General features: G+C 44.1%; 18 protein-coding genes. 1 reads left to right on the forward strand and 17 read right to left on the reverse strand.

Annotation, left to right across the window (positions count from 1 at the left end; translation table 11 throughout):
* Positions 1-93: 93 nt before the first annotated feature.
* From BKB51_RS15465 to BKB51_RS15545, 16 genes are all read right to left on the reverse strand, one after another.
* A complete protein-coding gene (locus BKB51_RS15465) occupies positions 94-1290 on the reverse strand; it encodes a glycosyltransferase family 4 protein (protein ID WP_085902016.1) in 1197 nt (398 codons plus the stop codon).
* Positions 1291-1294: 4 nt separating this feature from the next.
* A complete protein-coding gene (locus BKB51_RS15470) occupies positions 1295-2116 on the reverse strand; it encodes a class I SAM-dependent methyltransferase (RefSeq protein ID WP_085902017.1) in 822 nt (273 codons plus the stop codon).
* Between the two features lie 522 nt (positions 2117-2638).
* Entirely contained in the window at positions 2639-3448 is an 810-nt protein-coding gene (locus tag BKB51_RS15480) for a class I SAM-dependent methyltransferase (protein WP_085902019.1), read from the reverse strand.
* Positions 3449-3743: 295 nt separating this feature from the next.
* On the reverse strand, positions 3744-5060 hold the full coding sequence (locus BKB51_RS15485; protein WP_085902020.1) for a lipid II:glycine glycyltransferase FemX: 1317 nt from the start codon (positions 5058-5060) through the stop codon (positions 3744-3746).
* The gene (locus BKB51_RS15490; protein ID WP_085902021.1) at positions 5060-6352 is read right to left on the reverse strand and encodes an ABC transporter ATP-binding protein; all 1293 of its coding nucleotides are present in this window, start codon (positions 6350-6352) and stop codon (positions 5060-5062) included. The genes BKB51_RS15485 and BKB51_RS15490 overlap by 1 nt, the downstream gene beginning before the upstream one ends.
* Positions 6342-7181, reverse strand: a complete 840-nt coding sequence (locus tag BKB51_RS15495; protein WP_085902022.1) for an ABC transporter permease — start codon at positions 7179-7181, stop codon at positions 6342-6344. Before BKB51_RS15495 ends, BKB51_RS15490 begins: the two co-directional genes overlap by 11 nt.
* A 79-nt stretch (positions 7182-7260) precedes the next feature.
* Positions 7261-9216 (reverse strand): hypothetical protein, encoded by a 1956-nt coding sequence (locus BKB51_RS15500; protein WP_085902023.1) that lies wholly within the window; start codon positions 9214-9216, stop codon positions 7261-7263.
* 208 nt (positions 9217-9424) lie between these two features.
* Complete coding sequence (locus BKB51_RS15510) at positions 9425-9802, reverse strand: DUF2304 family protein (RefSeq protein WP_085902025.1); 378 nt, start codon at positions 9800-9802, stop codon at positions 9425-9427.
* Entirely contained in the window at positions 9799-10524 is a 726-nt protein-coding gene (locus BKB51_RS15515) for a glycosyltransferase family 2 protein (RefSeq protein ID WP_085902026.1), read from the reverse strand. The genes BKB51_RS15510 and BKB51_RS15515 overlap by 4 nt, the downstream gene beginning before the upstream one ends.
* A complete protein-coding gene (locus tag BKB51_RS15520; protein ID WP_158090252.1) occupies positions 10521-11048 on the reverse strand; it encodes an acyltransferase in 528 nt (175 codons plus the stop codon). The genes BKB51_RS15515 and BKB51_RS15520 overlap by 4 nt, the downstream gene beginning before the upstream one ends.
* Positions 11049-11056: 8 nt before the next feature.
* Complete coding sequence (locus BKB51_RS15525; protein WP_085902027.1) at positions 11057-11530, reverse strand: GNAT family N-acetyltransferase; 474 nt, start codon at positions 11528-11530, stop codon at positions 11057-11059.
* A gap of 18 nt (positions 11531-11548) precedes the next feature.
* The gene (gene pseC / locus BKB51_RS15530) at positions 11549-12739 is read right to left on the reverse strand and encodes a UDP-4-amino-4,6-dideoxy-N-acetyl-beta-L-altrosamine transaminase (RefSeq protein WP_085902028.1); all 1191 of its coding nucleotides are present in this window, start codon (positions 12737-12739) and stop codon (positions 11549-11551) included.
* A gap of 17 nt (positions 12740-12756) precedes the next feature.
* Positions 12757-13137: a DMT family transporter gene (locus BKB51_RS15535; RefSeq protein WP_125911855.1), complete on the reverse strand. Its 381-nt coding sequence runs from the start codon at positions 13135-13137 to the stop codon at positions 12757-12759.
* A gap of 126 nt (positions 13138-13263) precedes the next feature.
* Complete coding sequence (locus BKB51_RS21265) at positions 13264-13398, reverse strand: hypothetical protein (RefSeq protein ID WP_276327923.1); 135 nt, start codon at positions 13396-13398, stop codon at positions 13264-13266.
* 247 nt (positions 13399-13645) lie between these two features.
* The gene (nusG, locus tag BKB51_RS15540) at positions 13646-14152 is read right to left on the reverse strand and encodes a transcription termination/antitermination protein NusG (protein ID WP_085902030.1); all 507 of its coding nucleotides are present in this window, start codon (positions 14150-14152) and stop codon (positions 13646-13648) included.
* Positions 14145-14801: a winged helix-turn-helix transcriptional regulator gene (locus tag BKB51_RS15545; protein ID WP_085902031.1), complete on the reverse strand. Its 657-nt coding sequence runs from the start codon at positions 14799-14801 to the stop codon at positions 14145-14147. The genes nusG and BKB51_RS15545 overlap by 8 nt, the downstream gene beginning before the upstream one ends.
* A gap of 474 nt (positions 14802-15275) precedes the next feature.
* Here BKB51_RS15545 and BKB51_RS15550 point away from each other — a divergent pair, with 474 nt between their 5' ends.
* Complete coding sequence (locus tag BKB51_RS15550) at positions 15276-15779, forward strand: hypothetical protein (protein ID WP_085902032.1); 504 nt, start codon at positions 15276-15278, stop codon at positions 15777-15779.
* 195 nt (positions 15780-15974) lie between these two features.
* On the opposite strand, the gene BKB51_RS15555 is transcribed toward BKB51_RS15550, so the two are convergent.
* Positions 15975-17027 carry a siderophore-interacting protein gene (locus tag BKB51_RS15555; RefSeq protein WP_085902033.1) on the reverse strand — a complete coding sequence of 351 codons (1053 nt, stop codon included), beginning with the start codon at positions 17025-17027 and terminating at the stop codon, positions 15975-15977.
* Positions 17028-17063: the final 36 nt, after the last annotated feature.

Here is a 17063-nt window from a genome sequence, read left to right on the forward strand (position 1 = left end):
ACAGGGTATTGCAGTTCGGGCACGTATACCCCTCCTCAGATAGCTCAAGGGGTGTATGTTGGCAACTTAGACAGTGATAGATGGAATGTTCTTTCATTTGGCTTGCTCCGAGTTTTGAATCCCTGATATCCGTTTGTAAATTTCGACAAATTTACGTTCCGTAACTTTCGGTGCCCAATTTGCATTTGCATGCTCATAAGCTTTACGGCCAAGTTGTTCACGGAAACTATCGTCACTGACAAGTTTTTGAAGAGCGGAAAGGTAGCTCTCGACAGTGTTGTCTACCTTGTAAACGAAATCACCCATCAACTCAGGAACGGGCAAACCTCTTCGTACGTTAATAATGATAGGTAAGCCTGTTAGTAATACCTCAAGAACCGATTTGTTGATTTCCCAAAACTCGGTATGAACCGCAAAAACGTCGAACGTCGGCAACATCGTGCATAATTCATCATTATGGACAGTCGGGCGAAAATGAATACGACCCTCGACACCGAGTTCTCGGGCAAGAGATTCGAGATTGGGGCGTATGGGGCCATCACCAACAATCGTAAATTCAATATTATCCATCTGGGCTATGGCACGAATTATATTGTCTGGATTTTTTTGCTCAAACAATCTGCCAATACAAATAACTTTAACAGGCCGATTCAGCTTGTAGTTATCTTTTTTTACGAGTTTTTCAATGTTCAAAACATTGTAGCAGACCTCAACATTCGGCGCGCCCATACGTTCAAGATAGGGCAAGATCGGTTTATAAACAGGCATGACCAAGTCTGCTGTATTTAGGGATGTCCGCTCTACATATTCAAATAAAGTATTTTGCTTTCGTTGGACTGGTGTCGGGTCTGGCACTAACCAGCGGCGCGTCATGTTGATGTCTGCATTAATGTGTAGCGAGACCACATAAGGAATGCCAAGCTTTTGTTTGATCCGGTGTGCGGCGTAACAATTCATGTCGGCCCCGTGACAACGGATTAGGTTCGGTCCTATTTCTTCGGCAAGCTTTACGGCGGGCTCCGCCCATTTTTTCAGTAACCAGGTATCGAATATCTGCCAGGGCTTTCTATGCATTCGATGATCTTCGGGAAGATTATAGAGAAACAACTTTGCACGACCAACAGTATGCTTAAGGGAATTTGGGTCTGGATTGTCGGCATTTGTGAGTAAAATATGGACTTCGTCGAACAATTCTCCCGGATTATAATAGAGCGGCTGATACTCTCCCTTTTTGATGATATGGGAAATATAGTCTGGTACGATGACCATTAGTTTTTTTGGTTGACTCATTTTATTACTTTTTTCTTGCGGCAAGAACAACGGAGCCGACGAATGGGTTGTATAATTTAAAAATATAGTGCGGGTATCGTAGCCAATAATGGACAGTTCTTAAGTTAAACTTGAAGCTTAATGGAATTGTCATCCCAAGATCAAAGGCTTCAAATCCAATTTTCCTCAAGCTATTCAAAACACCCCAATTGGTCGTATAAAATATGCTCTCTTCAAAGTACTTCGGGTCTTTCCCCTTCCAACGAAGATAGCGATTGGCAATCCATCGTGGCATCAGTGGAAACCAGGGAACCTGGTAATGTGCTTCGTTGCGAAATGAAAAATAATTAGGGCAAATAATATAGACGAGTCCACCTGGACGAAGTATCTCACTGGCATAGGCGAGAACAGATTCACATTCTTCGATGTGCTCCAAAACATTCCAGAATGTAACGGCATCCTGGCTGTTTTGCTTGATATCAAGCGTCCTTGCGTCGGCACATGAATATATTTTATCCGGATCACAATCAGGCATTTCATGCTGTATTCTTCGCTTCGCGAAATCAACCTCGAAGGACGCCATTTCCACGCCAGACGCATCAATTCCCAAGCGGCGGGCAGCAAGTACAAAGCTGCCAAAACCGCACCCGATATCCAGCACTTTCCCACCTTCCGGCACCTGTCTTGCAACCAAAGGTGCAACTTGATCAGCAAAAGTAAATCCAAGGTAGTCTTTAATGTGAGATTCAATAGAGTCTGCATCAAAGATATTTTCATAGAGCGTCTGAAGATAAGAATTTATCTCACTGTAATGTTCAGCGACATAATCTTTGGTTGTTTGGTTCATTTATTTTGTTCACAAATCATTTAAAGTCATCGCTTTTATCTTGATGAAATAAATTCACATTTAAGTATTGATATGTAATATCTACACTATACCTGATGAGAGCATCGTCTTACTTTTCGATTTAACCGCGCCTGTCGAATCGAAACCCGGATTTTGTTAATCGGCTTTTCATACCAATGATTCACCGCAAACCCAATCAAACAACTTACAAGCCATGTTGCTCCAAAAAACACAATTGATCCATGTGATGATTTATACTCTAATTGGAAGATCATAGTAACAAGTGCCGCACAAAAATAATGATTTAAATATACAGGGTACGATAAATCACCGAAGAATTTGTCAATATTATTGAGGCGGGTACTGTTTGTTCGAAATAAGTTTCATGGAGTATTCTGGTAATTAAATAGCCGCTTGTAACATAAAGGGCCAAAACAGCATTGGCACCAACACTGCTTAATACAGGAAACCATACATGATTAGCCACAACCGTACTGGCGAGCATAAATCTTAACCAGCCTATCACTTAACACCCAATTTTTCTATTTTCATTTTCCGGCACACAAAAACATGTCGAAATGCAAAACTGCGCAAGATTGGTGCGCTACTAATCCATTCATCCAACATCTTGCCCTTAAACTCCTTGCGCATGATTTTCTCGATCAAAGGATGTAATAGCGGCTTCAACCACCAAGGCCGATCACCCCAAAGCGGAAACAGTTGAAAGCGCCTGTGTTCAACGATTTCAAAGCCAACTTTCTCAATCGATAAACACATATCATCAATCGAAATATGGCACGACTCTGCTAATTCAGTATAGGCGCCGCAGACGATTGAATTTAATGACCTAATGTTACCAAGGTCAAAGATGAAAACACCGCCTGTTTCAAGAACGCGGGAGACCTCGGACAAGACCTCAACAATTTGTGGCATACAGTATAGGGACGAAAAGCAATAGGCTGTGCCGATACTGACATTATCCAAAGGCATGTCGCGTGCGTTCGCACAAATGTAGCGAACGTTATCAGCGCCAGCCTGTTGTCTTCGAGTATCAGCTTCATCAACAAAAGCATCACTGAAGTCCACGCCTAGGCAATCATTGAAGTCTTCGCGAAAGCCCAATAGGTGCTCACCGTTGCCACAACACAGGTCCATGACGGTTGTTCCTGTGGCATATTTGCGTACAAGCCCCAAGCGTAATACAAGGGATTTTTCAGCACCGTTTTTTGGGTTATCACTGGGAAGATGGCTGATGTTTTTTGCATCGTAAATCCCGCCTGAATATTTGGCGCGGTTTTCTTCCTCAATTAATTGTGCGGTATTATCTTCCATTCTTCTCTTTCATTTTGCCAATAGTGCCAATCAATCGCTCATTACGCAAAAAATTGCTCTCTGTCAAATCAGGCCTTACGGGTATACTCAACACCATTTTTCATAGCGCTTCAGTCATCAACAAGGCACTAAACTCGTCGAAATGAAGAGATATGTACACATGTTCAAGCTCGACACCTACTCTATTGGCCTGCAGCCAGCTGTGGTCATAAATGATTTGTTGGCCAGTCGAACAGCAAGCTTAGTATAAACGTTTTCTCCGGCAGGTTGAATATGAAAAACATCCGGTTGCTTACTAATAGCGCTTTTCATTTTCCTGCCAATCCGTTCGTGTATTCTGGCTGTCGGCTAAGGTTGCAAGCTCTTCACGACCCCAGAAGGGACGAATAAACGGAATTTGTGGAATCAAGACTTTGCGAAGTCTGGAATACATACCCCAAGCCACACGCCGCATGAATTTGATTGTTTGCAAACCAAATCGAACTAGGCGGATTGCACTTCGGGCGATAATGGCAATTCTCTTTGTAAATTTCACGCCCAATACTTCAGTCACCAACACTTTTCCAGATCGTAACCAATTCTTCATGGCTATTTTTTTGCCAACAGCACTATCTGCGCTTGTCGCCGAAAGAGCCAAAGAACTTCGAAAGTATCGATGGACCTCGCCGCCAAATTTAGACTTGAATATGCTCAAGCCTTCCTCTTTATTGCCCTTTGCTCCGGGAAAAACTTCGCCAATTTCATACCATTTCCGTCCAGCTCTTTTTGAGCCAAGAATGGCGTGCCAGAATATCAGATAGTTTATTCCCGAGACCATGTGTTCCGGCGAAGAACACCCCGTATGGTAAAGGGCAGCATCACCAAAACAGCAATCATTATGATAGGCGATCACCTCACCATCTGGTGATACTCCACCCCACAGGGCTGTGTATTTCTCTGGGTCAACACTCTGTGCGACACCTTCAAAATAGGCTCTGGGATGCGGCGGCACGCCAGTTCGAGTATAGGTTTCACAATGCAGCTGGTAGTAACGATCTACATTGTCTTTCCATGAACAGAGATTAACGGTATATCCATTTTTCTCTGCCTTTTTAATCTGCTGTCTGGCATCCTGCGACAAGCCCAACCAAAGTTCATCCTCACTCTGGGTTAAATCCAAGATTAGAGATTGGGTGGATGTATCGGTAAGTCCTGATGCGATACAGGGGTTAACGGCCCATTTGTTCTCAAGGGATCGCCGGGTAATAGGCGGTGCCCCCTCTAAATAGACACGCGCCCGAAGCGTTTTGCCGAGATCGACAATACGATCATAAATCGCTCCACGAATTTTCTTTTCTAATTTTGAGGAAATTCCATCCGCAAGCACTGGTCCTGTCCAGCCCCAACCACTTGATGTCAAATAGTTCTCATCAGGTTGATAGTGCAGCGGCACAACGGCCAGAACCTGAGAGCCTTTTTTAACTGCAAAACCTTGTTCTTGCATGCGCCAACGTTCGACCCCCAGGATCATTTCCTGCCAGTCATAAAGCGCCCATGTCCAACCATCTGGTGAAGACAGCACAATTCTATCCCAGGCTTCAGCACCGAGATCATGGCGGGCGACAATTTCCATTACTTAATGATCCAATTTGTTTTCTGAGCTATGAACCCTTGGCCTTCTAGAGTGCTCCTGCCATTCAGGTAATCCCCTAGCGATATAGAGACAGTTATTGCAGAAGGGACGCAGTCAAGGCAGACATAAGTGCTTTTTATTCGCCCGTAATCTAGCATCAATATATATTCACCACTTCCCAGCCTGTTCGATGGAATAACACATTCAATGACGCCTGCCCCCTTTACCTTTAAAGTTTCAAGGTCATGGTCGCTTTGGACTGTCATGACCCGATTGCCTAGCTGGTCGAGAAAGAAAATTGTGAAATAGCTATAGGGCTCGTTGCCAACATTATAGCCAATTCGAACTCTTATATCCTCTCCCGTTTTAAAATAAGCCGTCGGCTGACCATCGCTCTGATGTAAAGAAACCGATGTGATAAATTGATTGTCTTTAGGAGAGTTGGTATGACGAGGAGCACCCCGAAGATCTTGTTTCGGTGATAATAGGCTGTCAGAATCTATATCCGTTGGAATCGAATGAATATCCTTCTTATAGTAATGGACCACCTCATCAATTGAGCCAGAATGTACCAATTTCCCCTTCGAAAGTACAATTCCTTTGGTACATATCTGAGATACAGCTGATATGTTATGGCTCACAAACAAAATAGTTTTACCTTGTTTAGACGCATTTTCCATACTCTCTCGGCTTTTTTCACGAAACTGTGCATCCCCCACGGCAAGGACTTCGTCAAGGATAAGAACATCAGAATCGAGGTTTGATGCTACCGCATAAGCAAGGCGAACATACATACCACTTGAATACCTTTTGGCAGGCACATCAATGAAATCTTCAATGCCGGAAAAATAGACAATTTCATCAAATTTACTTTTGATTTCTGCCTTTGACATACCCAGCAAAGATCCGCTGAGGAACACATTCTCACGGCCAGTCAGGTCAGGGTGGAAACCCGTTCCGACTTCCAGTAATGAACCAACGCGGCCATGCATTGTTGCCCGGCCCGTAGACGGCATTGTAACGCCTGAAAGGATTTTTAGCAGGGTGCTTTTGCCCGAACCATTCATCCCTAAAATTCCCAGCACTTCCCCTCGTTTGACTTCAAAGGACATATCCTTAAGCGCCCAGAAGTAATCCTCATCACGTTTCTTGCCAAGGAAAGAGAGGTACTCCTTAAAATGAAGCCCCATAAGACCGACGCGGCCACCACGGCCACTGCCATGGCCTGGAAGCCAATATTTTTTACCCAGGCCTTCTACGGAAACGGTAATATCGGAACTGTTACTGGACATCGACGGATAACTTTTCAAAAATGGAAAAAATGAAGAGGCCGCTTATGAAAACAGCCAAGGTCAGTGCCATGGATAAATAAAAGCTAATTGTGAACTCAAGTGGTTGATCCAGCATGATCCATCGAACACCGTCAATAGCCCAGGACATCGGGTTCAGGGTATAATAGGGTAACAGATTTTCAGGGACCATTTTCGCACTATAGATAATAGGCGACGCATACATTCCAACCTGCAGACAAATGGCGACAACATGTTGGAGGTCGCGAAACCGAACCATCGGAGCCGAGACCCACAACCCAATCCCTAGGGCCGCAAAAATAGGAATGCCCATAAAGAAAGGCAGCAGTAGGTATTTGGCGCTTAGCGGAAAGCCATAATAAACAACCAGAGATAAAAGTACGGCCATGGACATGACGGAATCGAAGATATCTTTTGCCAAGCTACTGACGGGTATAATCAATCGAGGAAAGTAAACTTTTGATATTACAGCCATATTTTCCATTAAAGAATTGGAGACGCTAGTCGTTGCTTTGCTAAATAGAAGCCATGGCATCAGTCCAGCAAAGGCATAGACCGGATAAGGGTAGCCATTGGTGGGTAACCGCATGACGTATCCAAATACGGCTGTCATAATAATCAACAGTGCCAAAGGTTCGATCAGACCCCATACGATGCCCAATGCTTTCTGTTTATAGAGCGTAGAGATTTTACGCCAGGCAAAAACATAACAGATCTCACGCTTATCATACGCATCGGCAAGATTAAGCCGCCACCATGGTTGGTGGGCCTCAATAATCTTTATCAAGGGTACGTCTGAATTTTTAGTCATATTGGGAAGTTCTCTGTAAGTTTTCAAAGAAAATATCGTTTGTATAAATACCAAAGCGCAGAAGAGTCAAGGTCTAGATTCACTCTGTTATTGAGGTCCAAACACCGTTTTGACCTTCTATACATTTGGATTTTGGTTCCGGGGCGGCCTCACTGGGTTTTAGGATATACAAAACAAACTTGTCTCCCGGGTAAGCCTTCTTTTCAACGGTAAGCCATTCCGGGGTATCGGCAATATTCAGATCCGTTGAAAATGCACTTGCGTGTGTCCGTTTATCCAAAATTAGGTAATTTGACCCTGCCATGTGCATTTTCTCCCAAATGTCATGGGATGAGTTTGCTTCGCGAATTGTTACGCTCTCTTGTTGTGTTAACACGCACTGCAATAGATCGTTCCGTAACATGGAGCGATAATACATCATTAGAAAAATTCGCTCCCCTGGCCTTCCTTCCCGTGCGACATATTCAGTCATTGCCCAGATCGGGTTTCCCCATGATTTGTGGGCTGTTTGCCTGAGGTAACTTATACTCCGCTCCATGGCTGGCGCAAAGCGAACGCTCGCACTAAAAACACTGAAAGCTATAGCCAGCAAAACGATAGCCTTGAGCAGCCGCAGTTGTGTCGTTCGAATAAAAACTTCTGCGCTATAGGCTACTGCAGGCAAGATGGTCAGCAATGGAATGATGAAATAGCGGGGGGCAAAAGCAGCCGGTCGCAAAATTGCCCACAGCAATATTGTAAGCACCGATACGACACTAAGAACAAACAGTGGGGAACGAATGAAACTGACAGGTCGCGGAGCAAAAAACAGTAACGGCAATAAGGCCAGCCATAAAGCCGATAGATTACCGTACTGCATAGGATACTGACCAAACACCAATGCCAACGGATAAGTCATCAAAATCCAGCGGGTGTTTTCTGGTGTAAACCAACCTTGATTGAGCAAGCCGGAATTCTCGCTGCCAAACAGATAGATCGGCGCAAAGGGTTGATCATAAACGGCTGCGTTTTTGATGATCAAGGGCAATATGGCGATGATTGCCCAACCACTGGCGATAAGAATTTTACGGATCAAAGGGGCCGCGAACGCTAAAGAACTTGTTGTGCGGGGGGCACACAGCCAAACACGCCAAATAAATAAAATCCCAAGCAGTGGAATCAATGTCAGGATGAAAGAAAGTTTCCCTGCCATAGCACCACCCGCCAACAGCCCCGACAATGAAAATGATGTTCTGTTCGGAAACTTTTCTACCAACAACACTGCATAGACAGCGCCAAGCCCCCATGCTGTCGCGAATAAGTCGCTTTTGCCATCCCAGGCAATGTTGGTAAATACTGTAGAGGTCAGCAACAAAGCAATGAGAACCCATTGCCCCAAACGACCCAAACCAGCCAAAGAGCCAATTGCCCAAAGCAAAGCAACGCTGCTTAGCATAGCCGCCCAAACAACCATCTTTGCCGCAAACTCGCTACTAAATAAATAGAACACCGCAAAATGCATCTCCCCCGCCAACCCAATTTGCGAAAAATCTTCATATGCTGGCAGGAGTGTAAATCTCCCTGTTGCGGCGATGAGTTTCGGTTGAGCGAGGTAGTATGCCATAGCATCCCAAGAGGGAGGGCTTAGAGTGATACAGGCAAGGATAAGAATTAACAATACAGTTACTGCGATAATAATCTGAATTGCGGAAGGTTGATCAGACCACTGCGAAGACAACGTGATCATCTTTTCTTTCATTAACGGAATCGCACGCAGGGCAATAGGAACACCAGACAACATACCGACCAGTATTAACCCGCCAACAAGCCCTTTTGAAAACAAACCCAGCGCAGCTATAACCTCGAAGACGCTGCCTAAAGCGAGTAGCCCCATGGCAAAAGAGAGGCCCAAATATCCGGCTGCTGAAACCTGCGTAATGGCGATTTCTTTCAACCCCAAAAGGCTAACAAGCCTCACCCCCAAGAAAAGACATGCAACCACATAAATAGCCCAATAGAAAAAGGCATCGAGCAAAATCAACATGTCAAGTAGCATAGATAGTCCATTTCAGAGTGAATTGCTTCAGTAAATATATTTTCGGTAAAATAAAGGATTTAACACATCGCCCAGTTTAGCAACATATGGAATGTGTTCCGCCAGTTGTCGATATGCGGGACCTGGCTGCACAACCCAAAATATGCCGAGTACAGCTCCAATCCATAAAATTAAAATAACTTGTTTTATAATTTTCCTGATCAGCATCCTATTTACTCATCCTATAGTCTTCGACTACATCCGTTCGCTGACGCAACAAAGCGAGTTCCTGCGCAAGCGTCTTGATTTGCCGAGCCTGCTTGGATAGCAGAACCAAGATATCCAAAATCAAAATTGCTGCAAAAACAAATGCACCGATGACTAAAATCAGGATTAATTCCCTATCTGCTAACCCTGATGTATAGCCGAATACAGGCAGCCATTTCCACATTGCCAGCAAGGCAATTGCAATCAACTCAACAAACAGCCAGCGGACTGTAATGTGTGCATCCAATCGGTTGGTACGCAATAACCAGAGTGTGAAAGCAAACAATGCAGTCAACATACTCAACCCGAGATTTTGTACATCAGAGAAAAAATCGATCATTTTTTATTTCCCTGCCAAGGATGTGAAAAAACACCTATAAACCCTATGATCACCCGCAATGGATAAAAGGCCGCTTTCCAGAATGTAAACAGGGATTCTCCATTATTTCTGGTGCGCATTTTAATGCCGACCTCCCTAATTCTGAAGCCAGCCTGCTGCAGCATTAACAAGGCTTCAGCCTCGGGATGATCCGTTGGATAACACTTCACAAAGTACTCCAGAGCACCCCTGTTCAGGGCACGATAGCCCGATGTGGTATCGTGTATGACAAGCCCTGAGGCTAGCTTCAGAATGCCCGTCGAAAAATGCATTCCCAACCGCCTTAAAACAGGTGTTTTATAGTTTTCATCCTTATCGGATGGCAGATACCTGGAACCAATAACGCAATCTACTTCTCCGCTAATAACAGGTGCAGTAACTTTTGCCAACAAGGATGGATCGTGCTGGCCATCACCATCAAGTTGTACTGCAATATCGTAATTATTGCGAACGGCGTACATGAAACCCGTTTGAACTCCGCCGCCAATGCCAAGATTGACCGGTAGGGATAGTACCTGAATTCCTTTATCGCGAGCCACCTGTTCGGTATTATCGGAGGATGCATCGTTGATCACCACGACATCAGCTCCAGTCTTAAAAATTTCATCCAGCAATCCAGGTAAATTGGCTTCTTCATTATGAGAAGGAACAATAATCAATATTTTGGAGGAAATGTCTGTCATGTATCAGCGGGCCTTTCTGGCGTTAATGCCGCATCAATATCTAACTCACGCACATCGCCGACGATCCGCGCAGGGACACCAACGGCTATAGCATATGCTGGAACATCTTTGGTTACGACTGCGCCCGCACCGATTATCACGCACTTACCGATACATACAGAGGGCAAGACAACCGCATTAACGCCAATATAGGCACCGTCTTCAATTATAACTTTTCCAAGGGTATATTCTCTTTTCACGATTCTCTGAACCGGCGGCGTATAGGATGTATGAGCAATAATTTTAGCCCCGCGCGTTATGTATACATCGTTACCAATCGTAATTTCTTCCGGAAAGTTTGTATCAATCAATACATTAGCAGCAATATAAACACTTTTATAATCATCAATTTTCACGCCTCTTTTTTTATGAATAAAGGCAGAAAGAGATGGGGGCATAATTGAGATATAGGCCAAATAACCTAGGCCGCCCTTGGCGAGGGATTTAAAATTGGTAAAATAACTACCTATAGATGTTTTTGACATTTTGTATTTCAACTCGGTTCTAGCGTTAAATTTATTACGGCATTGGATCTGGATATCTCTATAAAACCATATTTGCTAAACAATTTTGTACTTGGCTCGTTTCCTGTCTTAACCTGCGCATTAATCAGGTTCACTGATCTGGTTTCTTTTAAAAATGCAATTCCCAGACCGAGCAGCTTGCTCCCAACCCCACTTCCACGAAAGTCAGGAGCCACGGTTATGCTAATATCCCAATTTTGTGAGATGTCGGCATCAAATCGGATCATGCCAACTTTGGAACTACCAAGCATGTAGATAAGAAGCAATCGATTGCTATCGAGGAGCAATTTATTATACCAATGACGATGGGACGCTGGCTCAATAATCCCTGTATCAATAGACATCGAACGCACATATGGATCGTTCCGCCATACTAAAATATCGGCCATGTCATCTGGACCGGCGATGCGAACAGAAATGTCATTAATACGAACGTTTGTCATAATTCCCTAGTGCTACCATTACAGCCGATAAGCTGCCCACACCTTGTAGAGCGCCTCAACTGTATCGGAAACGTCTTGCGCAGTCATTGTCGGGTACATTGGCAAGCTCAATACACGCTCATACTCACTTTCCGCAACAGACCATTGGCCTCGCTCATACCCTAGTTTTTTGTAATAACTCAACCAGGGAATAGGAATATAGTGAACATTCACACCGATGTTTTCAGCCCGAAGTGCCGAGAAAATTTCTTCTTTCGAAACGGACATTGCTCTCAGGTTCAGTCGCACTACATAGAGATGCCAGGCCGACTGACAGCCTTCTCTCTCTTGCGGCGCTTCAACCATGGGTAGCTCTGAAAATGCAGCATTATAGGACGCTGCAATTGAGCGGCGCGCAGCAAGCCAGCCGAATTGCTTTTTTAACTGGCTGGTTCCCAAGGCACAATTAATGTCTGGGATTCGATAGTTAAATCCAAGCGAAGTGACATCATACTCCCAAGAGTTCCTGATTTCTCTGGAATGAAGGTCCAGATCAATGCCATGGTGGCGGAAGGAACGGAGTTTCTTTGCCAATTCCTCATCGTTAGTCAGAATGGCCCCGCCTTCACCCGTCGTAATATGCTTAACAGGATGAAAACTCAGATTGGTGTAATTATACAATTTCCCGATGGATTTGCCTTTATACATGGCACCGAGCGAATGCGCCGCGTCATGAATAATCGGAATACCATAATGTTTCGAGAGATCATTCAGGGCATCATGATCACATGGATGACCCGCAAAATCGACGACCACAATAGCTTTTGTTTTATTCGTAATCTTGCGTGCAACATCGACCGAGTCAATATTCAGTGTATCTCGCTCCAGGTCGGCAAACACGGGCTTAGCACCTTGATAAACAGCACAATTGGCGCTGGCCACAAAAGAGATCGCCGGAACAATAACTTCATCACCCTCAGAGACTTGCGTAATACTACACGATGCATGTAGTGCAGCCGTTCCAGTGTTGACAGCCACGGCATACTTCGCACCTGTGAAGTCGCATAATGCCTGTTCAAATTCTGCGACGGCCGGACCTGTCGTTAACCAATCACTGCGCAAAACATTCTCTACAGCTTTCCAATCATCAGCATCTATGCTCTGCGCGCCATACCGAAGCATTGTTTCACGGACGGGGGTGCCCCCATTTATAGCAAGGGAAACTGGCATGGTTAATCCTTTAAAACTTAACTCTGGAGAATAAAAATTAGCCCGGCAGCGATGAACCCACAACCAATAAAGAATTTAAAAGTTACAGGTGTGCCGAAAAAAAAGTGTTCCATAATCGCTGCAAAAACAAACGCCAAAACAACAAATGGGTACGCCTTGGATAAAGGAATAATGGTCAACATCCATGCCCAAAGCAAAACGAGAGAACCACATAATAAAATGGCTCCCCAGAACTGCCACGTCTGTATCAGTTGAAGCCCAAAGTGAAAAATTCCTGACGAAACAGATTGTGCCTGTGCATTAGATTGGGCGAGATAAACCCCCTTCTTGAGAAGGATTTGCCCAGCCCCTAAGAAAAATGCAAAGCTAACCAGCATGGTTATGTTTACTATTGTCATTAAAAAAATACTTTCACTAAATTTAGACTGACAGTGAAGGTTTCTGCCTTACGCTGATCTTCAAACCTTTGAAGATCAGCGTAAGGCTAAAGTGGCTTCCTGCGTGATGCTGGCTGATACCAAAGTCTAGGTCTTGGCCAGATGAAACGTTCCCATGGCTCCAAGGGCTGACGGTATGGCAAAGGAAATGTTCATGGCGGTTATGGTTAGCAGGGCTTTTAAAATAAAGCCGTGGGGCAAAAACTCATTGATCTTTTTCATGCTTCCAGTGTCCTTATAGAGCAACAACCATTATGGCTATCTATAATCCTGTTGGCAGGGGGATTAAACCACTATCGGTTGATGCCGGTAGAATTGTGAGTATGTTACTCGATATACTGAAGCATGGTCTCGTCACGACTCTAGGCATGGATAGTAGATTTAAAAAATTTGATTTACTGCAGACAAGCTACCGCACACAGGGTGAAAACACCTCCGTGCGCTAATTTTAAAGACACCGTAAAAAAATTTACGCGGCAGTCAAATTTTCCAACGGTGCGGTCACGCGCACCTTCCGGCCCATTAAATCAAGAAGCAGTATCGCCCTATTCTTGTCGTCGGTTTCTTCCAGTAGCCCTGTATAGTCTTCGAACGGCCCCTCATTGACCCGTATTTTGTCGCCTTTTTTCAAGCCACTTATGACTAAGCTGACCCCCCCTGTTTCATCTTCGCGTTTGCGAAGGTTAGCGATTATCGCTTCATCAATCGACAGCAACTCCATACCAAACTGAACAATGGAGATCACCCCAACGGTTCCGTTGATGGAGCGCCATTGTTGGGTTTGCGTATCAATCTTTACAAATATATATCCGGGAAACAACGGCCGTAGAACAGTATCAACCTTACGGGCATGACGGCGTTGCTTGCAGTAGCGCGGTAGGTACACTTCAAACCCCTGATTATTCAAATGCGCCGTTGCACGGCTTTCGGCCAACGTTTGAGTGCGAACAACATACCATTTCCCCCCACTATCCATTATCCAGCTCCGTTAATTTGCTGTGAGATATATGCAATAAGGGAACATCATGGATAATTGATTTGGGCAATAAATCTAGCAGGCGGTCATAAACATCCTGCGGGTTTTCAATACTGGTAATGATGATCGCTTCGACTCTTTCATCAAGCAATATCTCAAGGTTGTTGTAGACCGGATAACCACAACATTGTTCATAATTACTGCCTTGATGCACAGTAAACTGAATTTCGACATTCTGTTCATGGGCGGCCAGAATGGCTATTTCCGTCAGTTCATCTGCCCCGCATAAAACAACACTCTCAATGCCACACGCCTTCAGGGAAGCGAATAAGCCTCCGTATTGATCCTTAGCCTCACGGTAAAATAACAAAGATGTTGAGAGATACTCAGCAACCAAACGACTTTTCTCACGAAATCCCTTGGGCGTAACATAATATGAATAACGTTTCGCCGACGCCTGAGCAACCTTGATCAAACCTTTGCGAACACAGCGCTTTATCAAGCTGTTAGTAAGGCCTAGCGCGACACCAACGCGAACAGAAAGGCTACGTTGGGTTACATGTTCATTACCTTCAAGCTCAGAAAGCAGCCCAAGCGTTGCTTGGTCTGTTAGCTTTACACCACCTTGAATTCCCTTTGAGTTAGCCATGGAGAAGTTTCCATATTTATTGCCCGAGTCGAGAACAGCCAACTTCTAACGTACTTTCTCTCAAATCGCAAGAATGATTCACGTTGTGAACACGATTTTTCGCTGAAATAAAAGAAGGGCCCTGTTGCAAAAAATCCACTCAGGGATATTCTTCAATAGATTATCATTTTATTAGTGGAATTTCTCGATGTTTGAGTTGGGTTGAACGTTGAACTTTCCACACCGTAAAAGGATTAAGCATGACTAGAAGATCCTGAGCCGAATCGACTATCAGATGTAGCAAAATCAAAACACGTGGTTGCTTCCTATTACCTCTCAATACAGTGCGGATATCTATTTGCGAAACATATTTCTGCCACCGTCAGATGGCCTTTAAAAATAACGGATTAAAAGACAGCGAAAGTTATAGTACTCGGCTGGGCCACTTTTGATTCGTCCATCAAGGACTAATCTGATTGGCATCAAATACTATTTATGGCCAAAGAGTGCCCCAAGGAATTCACCCCTTCATCACTTAAAAAAGAACTTGGGCAGCTAAACTCTCTTATCATTTATGGTCCGAGGACAGGAGCCCGTGATAAAGATTTTAACATCACGCCCCCTTTGCCTCCCTCACTCCCAAACATTGATGTTAAAGTATCTTACGTGGAAAGCTTAAGACCAGATTCTCCTCTGGAATTATCCAATGGCGGATCTGTGATTGCCTACACTGAAAGCTTGGAAAGAAGTGTCCCGATTTTTCTGGAAACCAAAAGCAAGAAAACAATCGCGGTGAAAGAAAATATCATTTACTGCGACTCGTGGCTGGATGACGACGGGTTAGATAAATTCATGTCAATAGCCTGTGCAGAGGGAAAAATACCAACACAAAACATGCCAGAAGGAGTTCGAGTTATTCAAACGCGTACGGAAGAATTTTGGTTTAACTACTCCCCAAAAAAAAGTAGAGACCAAGTATGGCCCTATTTCACCTGCTAGTCTTACAAAACAGTAAGATCCACTTAACTATCTTTAATTAAATATTTATAAATTTATATAACAATTCAAAAAACACAGCTATTACAATGGAATACGATTTATGGTGTAGTCTTTAAAATGCGTATATAGAGGTTGTATATTCCAACTTATTGTGATTTTAAAAAGTACCCACAAACGCAAGCACCGAGAATGCTTTTATTCGGCTTCACTTCTTATATCGTTTTGCCAATAAGCTGCACAATAGAATTGATCAGGCTTTAATTTCCAGTCAGATTTCAATACTTTGCGTATTGCCCGAGCATCTTTTTGTTCACCGCCAAACCAGACATATATGTCTTCATTATCCGGTAAAACAGTTTCAATAATTGAAGACGCAAGCTGATTGCTGTCATTATCCGGTAACCAAAAAACCTCTATACCATCAGGTTTTTGAAGATCAGCCTGATAATCAGACTTTCTGACGGACAGATAAACCTGTCCCTTTACGTCCGATGAACATTGCTCCAGAATACGGGAAATAGCCGGCAGAGCAGTTTCATCGCCCCCCATTAACAACCAGCCATTATTAATATAACCACCCCCACCTGGCCCCATAATGCCAACAATAGCTCCTTCTGCAACGCTTTCAGCCCAGTCGGCAGCAACACCACCTTTGTGGCGCACCAGATCAAAATCCAGTTCTCCCAACTCAGTTCTGACATAACGCGCGGTATAAACGCGGTTATACAGTTCATCATCTCCTTCGGGAAATTGTACCTTTCCCGATGTAAGGCGAATGGGCCATACAGGTGTTCTATTTGGGTTTTTAGGAAGCAAAAGTCGAAAATGCAGGCCACCTTCCTCAAAAAGGCTGAGGTCATTCCCCGCTAAGGTCAAGCGTAACATTCCCTCATTTAAAATTGTCCTTTTAACAACAGCCACTGTTCGAAAGTTAGCCGGCGTTCCCTCGACAATGTTATGACCACTCCAGACAAGATCCGATAGTTTAAGGCTAGGCATGTGCCCCACAAGGTAATCAGCAACAAAATCACGCATAACATCAAGCCCGTCGTCTCTTTCGGTCTCGATAATCAAGTTCATTTGATCTTGAGTTGCTGAAAGCCTCAGCAAGCCATATTCGCTTCTTATGGAGAAACTATTATCGTCATGTTTCTCTGCCTCTAGTTCGTGTTGTTCAATATGCCGAACCTGTGCTTCAAGATGTTGATCTGCATTATGAAAAGGAAGGCTTAGGGAAGACTGAAACATGGATCGCCTTTTATAATTTAGAGTTTAAAATTAAGT

It is taken from the genome of Kiloniella majae, assembly GCF_002118315.1.
Taxonomy (GTDB): Bacteria; Pseudomonadota; Alphaproteobacteria; order Kiloniellales; family Kiloniellaceae; genus Kiloniella; species Kiloniella majae.

Excerpts from the sequence above, each read along its gene's own strand:
- BKB51_RS15465 (WP_085902016.1), bottom strand. The coding sequence starts at position 1,290 with ATGAGTCAACCAAAAAAACTAATGGTCATCGTACCAGACTATATTTCC.
- BKB51_RS15470 (WP_085902017.1), bottom strand. The coding sequence starts at position 2,116 with ATGAACCAAACAACCAAAGATTATGTCGCTGAACATTACAGTGAGATA.
- BKB51_RS15480 (WP_085902019.1), bottom strand. The coding sequence starts at position 3,448 with ATGGAAGATAATACCGCACAATTAATTGAGGAAGAAAACCGCGCCAAA.
- BKB51_RS15485 (WP_085902020.1), bottom strand. The coding sequence starts at position 5,060 with ATGGAAATTGTCGCCCGCCATGATCTCGGTGCTGAAGCCTGGGATAGA.
- BKB51_RS15490 (WP_085902021.1), bottom strand. The coding sequence starts at position 6,352 with ATGTCCAGTAACAGTTCCGATATTACCGTTTCCGTAGAAGGCCTGGGT.
- BKB51_RS15495 (WP_085902022.1), bottom strand. The coding sequence starts at position 7,181 with ATGACTAAAAATTCAGACGTACCCTTGATAAAGATTATTGAGGCCCAC.
- BKB51_RS15500 (WP_085902023.1), bottom strand. The coding sequence starts at position 9,216 with ATGCTACTTGACATGTTGATTTTGCTCGATGCCTTTTTCTATTGGGCT.
- BKB51_RS15510 (WP_085902025.1), bottom strand. The coding sequence starts at position 9,802 with ATGATCGATTTTTTCTCTGATGTACAAAATCTCGGGTTGAGTATGTTG.
- BKB51_RS15515 (WP_085902026.1), bottom strand. The coding sequence starts at position 10,524 with ATGACAGACATTTCCTCCAAAATATTGATTATTGTTCCTTCTCATAAT.
- BKB51_RS15520 (WP_158090252.1), bottom strand. The coding sequence starts at position 11,048 with ATGTCAAAAACATCTATAGGTAGTTATTTTACCAATTTTAAATCCCTC.
- BKB51_RS15525 (WP_085902027.1), bottom strand. The coding sequence starts at position 11,530 with ATGACAAACGTTCGTATTAATGACATTTCTGTTCGCATCGCCGGTCCA.
- pseC (WP_085902028.1), bottom strand. The coding sequence starts at position 12,739 with ATGCCAGTTTCCCTTGCTATAAATGGGGGCACCCCCGTCCGTGAAACA.
- BKB51_RS15535 (WP_125911855.1), bottom strand. The coding sequence starts at position 13,137 with ATGACAATAGTAAACATAACCATGCTGGTTAGCTTTGCATTTTTCTTA.
- BKB51_RS21265 (WP_276327923.1), bottom strand. The coding sequence starts at position 13,398 with ATGAAAAAGATCAATGAGTTTTTGCCCCACGGCTTTATTTTAAAAGCC.
- nusG (WP_085902030.1), bottom strand. The coding sequence starts at position 14,152 with ATGGATAGTGGGGGGAAATGGTATGTTGTTCGCACTCAAACGTTGGCC.
- BKB51_RS15545 (WP_085902031.1), bottom strand. The coding sequence starts at position 14,801 with ATGGCTAACTCAAAGGGAATTCAAGGTGGTGTAAAGCTAACAGACCAA.
- BKB51_RS15550 (WP_085902032.1), top strand. The coding sequence starts at position 15,276 with ATGGCCAAAGAGTGCCCCAAGGAATTCACCCCTTCATCACTTAAAAAA.
- BKB51_RS15555 (WP_085902033.1), bottom strand. The coding sequence starts at position 17,027 with ATGTTTCAGTCTTCCCTAAGCCTTCCTTTTCATAATGCAGATCAACAT.